This is a genomic window from Providencia sp. wls1922 (assembly GCF_009706505.1).
GTDB lineage: Bacteria > Pseudomonadota > Gammaproteobacteria > Enterobacterales > Enterobacteriaceae > Providencia > Providencia lanzhouensis.
In genome coordinates this window covers 1-4,644 of the sequence record NZ_WLUG01000014.1, presented here as the reverse complement: position 1 = coordinate 4,644, position 4,644 = coordinate 1, and the positions used below count along the sequence as shown (strand labels likewise).

Genomic DNA, 4,644 nt, shown 5'->3' with positions numbered 1-4,644 from the left:
GCCACTGCCCATCGTGTTGACTCTAACCCCTGGCGCATCCGGTACATACACGATGCCAAAGGTATCTCCTAAAGGTACGGATGACGTTGCAAATAGCCCATCGGAATACGCTAGACCACCATATGCTGCAACGGTGATAGAGCGTGTATTATTCTGAGACATGGAACCACTCAACGAAATATTACTATACGCATTAGCATTATTAATACTGCCATTGAAGGTATTAATATCATCATTACGACCAGCGCCGACCGAATATCTTAAATTATCACTAACTTGCTGATTGTAATTCATCATTACCCTATTTTTATCCTGGTAATGCTGGCTTTGCATGCTGATATTTTTTTTCTTACCTAACGGCATTGATGCATTCATAAAAATTCGGCTATCTTGATCATCGCCTGTTTGGTAATTCACATTTAAAGATACATCAGCTATTTTTCTGCTATAACCGATAGAATAAAAAACCTTATCGGATTTATCACCATAAAAATGGTTATGATTAATGCTCGCGTTAAAGCGCCCCCACAACATATCCCCCCAGCTAACAAATAACGACGCGGAGGTCTGTAATTCACCACTAAACCACCCATTTGTTTCTTCCCGCAAGTCCTGAACAGAATGGTTTTTTAATAGCGAGTCATCCAATGTCGGGAACTGATTTGTTCGATATAAAATCGAAGCGCCTAATGTCATTTTTTCAAACGCAACACTACTATTAAAATCGATTTGCTCCCCACGCTTTTCTTTATTGCGCGCACTTTGCAAACCAATACCAATCGAAATAGGGGTAACAATATCTAAATATGTGCTAACCCGACCACTAACCGATTGAAATGTATCTGAGTAAAGAATTCCTACCGCATAATTTGATACACCATATTGTTGGCTGACTTCTACACCACTCACAATTGGCGTCTGCGTTTTCTGATCACCCCGACTACGATATCGTCCGGTAAAAAACTGATAACTCATTGGCAAAACTGCACTTTGCTTGGTTGCAGTCACTACCTGAAACTGATGTCGCTCCCCATTATCTTGTATCACGGTGACATCTAAAGGCGAGCTAATCACTACATTATTAATTCGATTTAACTCGAAAGGTCCCGCAGGCACCATCGTGCGATATAACAACCGTCCATTTTGATGTACTTCAACCGTTGATGGTGAACTTGCAACACCAGTCACTGGCACGACTAAAACATTTGAAGATTGCAAAGAGCTATCAGAATAAATTTGCATTCCATTAATAGGGGTACCACCAAAAAATATACCTTGAGTATTAAGCTGTCCAATATCGAATATGGACTTTAAAAACTCAATACCCTTTGATAGCACTGTTTCATTAAATTGATAATATGAGTTTGATTCCCCTACGGAGACACTACTGTTATTTCTCAACACCCAATTCTGCCAATTTATTCCTGTTTTAAACTCTCCTTGGTAAAAACGCTGGCTGTAATTACCGTTAATATGCATGCCATATAATTGATAATTACTTACCACCCCAAATCCACCGTACGTTAACTCACGACCTTGTAACTTTGGGTCAATATTCTCTTCAGCAACCACCATATCTATTCGATACGTGTTAGGATGTAATACAATTTTCGCATCTGGATACACTCGCTCAAAGGTATTACAACCATCTGTTAAATCAATTTTTTTTAACCTTAGTTTGCTCATCAATCCATCAGTAAGGCATAACCTGCCACTTTCATTGATTTCGACATTCGCAGTATATTCATTACTGCCATTTAATTTTATGGTGACATCATGGTGTCCAGGTAAAAATTGGTTACCCTTCATAAAAAATTCTGCAACTTCTGGTCCATACCCTAGTGATTTTAAAGAGTTGATATCAAAATTAATTGATGAGGGTGTTTCGCTCTTTATGATTTCAGATGCAACGGAATTATTTACCTTCAGTACAATAAAAATTAAAAATAGTTGGCAATAAGAAAAATGATTTTTCTTATACATTATTATTTTTATTTCCAATGTAAATTATTAAAATTAAAGCTATATACCAAATGAAAATATAATATTTGCACTACCATCTAATTCCACAGCCTCAACAATTGGACCATTTGTCTCTTTAAGGCTGTTCAGAATAGGTTTCACCGCGATATTTACAGCAAAATGGCTTCCATTGGATATTACGTTTTCATTTGTAACCCATGCATATTGTTTACTTTTTAATACAATACTCTCTTGGGTTGATGGCAGTAGCTCCGTACCATTCACAACTCCCACACCAACAGCCTGACCATCAACTTTGAGTTGACTAAGTATTAATTGATAGTTACCTAATCGCCCTTGGTTATTCACTTTACCTAATCCAAAATAACTATCATTTCCCATCTGCGATGTTTCACTTCGGTTATCCGAAAATTGCACAAGTAGCAACGTAGGTGTATTACATGAAATTTGCCATATTTTCGATAATTCTGGGATTTCCGTCGTTTTATTTAAATCAAACTGGCGAGCATGTAATTGATTAAATCGATACTCCCCACCATTAGGGATAATAACTTCACATGTAGGAGGTGATTTAATCTGCCCAATAAAGTTTTCATTTTGAATAGTCTGCGAATAGGCTATTTTATTGCAAAACAAACACCCTAAGACTAATAACACTATAGCCTTAGTTACTGGGACTATAAGTAAACGCATACATTCCTCTGGTAATGATTTTTATCAGACTTAATTAATCATTAATATTAAAGAGCAATATTTAAACTTTTTGATTATAACTCTTAAAGGTTAAATAAATACCTTCTAAAATTAATAGATTAATCAAATAGAACATTAACATTCTCTCCAATATTAATGCTCTAATATTGATAAAAATAATGAATAGATATAGTTTTATATCTATTCATTTTAATCGTGGAATTACAGTGCAAAAGCAAAAGCTAATGTTGCATCACCATCTAAATTAGCATCACCCGTACTGGTTTTTAATTCAGCACTCAACGTCGGTTTTACATCAAGATCAGCTGCAAAAACTTTTCCTGATCTTAATACAGCCGCTGATGTTCCCCAACCTATTTTTTTGGTTTTATCAACCAATATTGATGCCGCAACACCTGATCCATTTATACCACTCACTGTCTGAGGTGTACCATCCGTTTCTTGCTTCACCGTTAGATTCTTCACAAGGATAGTATAAAATCCAACTTTTTTATCGGTATTAAACAGGCCTAAACCAAAGTTATTTACGTGTGCAATTAATACAGAATCAGCTCGGTTATCTGTGGAGGTAAACGTTAAATAGGTTGTCGCATCACAAACTACTTCAATATGATTAGTTTTCTCATCCAAAGTTAAATTTCCTGAAACAGGAAACATAGTCGGAGAAACATCAAATACATATTCTAAATCAATTTTTTCTACACCATTAAAAGTACACGTTGGTGGCGTAATTGAACCTGACACAGCTATATTTGCAACTGGAGGAGCTGCTAATGTAGCACTAGAAACAGCAATTAAAGATAATGCAATTATGGTTCTCTTAAACATGAAATAAATCCTATTGAATAAATAATAATATTATTAAAATAAAAGCCTTTTCCCTTAAGATTTTAAAAATCTCTGCAAGGGAACTTTATATATTTAGTTGGTTTTATTTATTTTTAATATCGATTAATGCTAACAAACCCCATTAGCTTAATTAATTCGATGGACTCATTATAAGCATATATTTTTAGGATTTGAATTACTCCTAATAAGGTAATTTATTTAAATTCACTTTATTACAAAGTATTTCAGTATGTTTCATCATAGAAAACAAATAGCTAAATCGATACAGTCTTTTTTAGACTATCATCAGCAAACATATAAACCTAAACCAGTCAAATAAAGAATAAAAATACAGATTTTTATTCTAAAAAAACTTTTTATTCGTTCTTATTAGTGAAAAGTTACAATTTAACACACTTGTGGCGTAAGGATAACTTACAATAAATTGACAAAAAAATAGAAAAATATTTTTATTTTCATAAAAATCAGAGCATTAAGAGCACAATACATAAAGACCAAATTTACACACATATAGTGTAAATTGTGAAAACTATACAATTTGTTTAGATTTGAACAAAATTATATCTAACATATTACTCTTTGTTAGTGTTTTTTTAGTTTTTTTATCTTTATAGTTTATCTCACCCATCATATTAAGAGCATCAAAATACGAAAAAATTAAATGATTGGTATTAATTTATCCCGCAAGCTCTTTTCAATATAGTGAATTATAGTCATGTTTATCCATAGTTTGATAAATCCTTTTTAAACGTAATCCATAAACAGTCATATATAATGTAAGCAATAGTAAAAAACGCCTTTTATTTTTTCCGTTTTTTTCTCGCCGTCACACTCTTTTTCTTTTTATCTTCTCGGCTTGATGACCAAATCTCAATGTAATCCATATTCGTTAAGAAAAAGACAATACAGCTTCCTAGAACCACCATCCAAACTAACATCGCTTTTGGAATATTATCGAAGCGGAAGATTAATAACAGCGGAATAAGCACCATCATGCTGATAAACATCGAGCTCATCATGCCCAATACCACAGGAGCGATAAATTTCTTCATCCCGATCATTCTCATCACTAGCGTGAAAACAATACAGGCAGGGATC

The 4,644-nt window shown here is 34.0% G+C and carries 4 protein-coding genes; all 4 read right to left on the bottom strand.

Annotated features, from left to right (window positions below; genetic code table 11):
- Positions 1-1,983: fimbria/pilus outer membrane usher protein (locus tag GKR71_RS00755; RefSeq protein ID WP_154633789.1), on the bottom strand; the 1,983-nt coding region annotated here is incomplete at its 3' end.
- A gap of 39 nt (positions 1,984-2,022) precedes the next feature.
- Positions 2,023-2,676 (bottom strand): DUF1120 domain-containing protein, encoded by a 654-nt coding sequence (locus tag GKR71_RS00750; RefSeq protein WP_036954061.1) that lies wholly within the window; start codon positions 2,674-2,676, stop codon positions 2,023-2,025.
- 222 nt (positions 2,677-2,898) lie between these two features.
- Positions 2,899-3,525, bottom strand: coding sequence for a fimbrial protein (locus GKR71_RS00745; protein WP_132496229.1), 627 nt, complete (start codon positions 3,523-3,525; stop codon positions 2,899-2,901).
- 821 nt (positions 3,526-4,346) lie between these two features.
- The coding region (locus tag GKR71_RS00740) for a hypothetical protein (RefSeq protein ID WP_154633788.1) at positions 4,347-4,644 on the bottom strand (298 nt) is incomplete at its 5' end.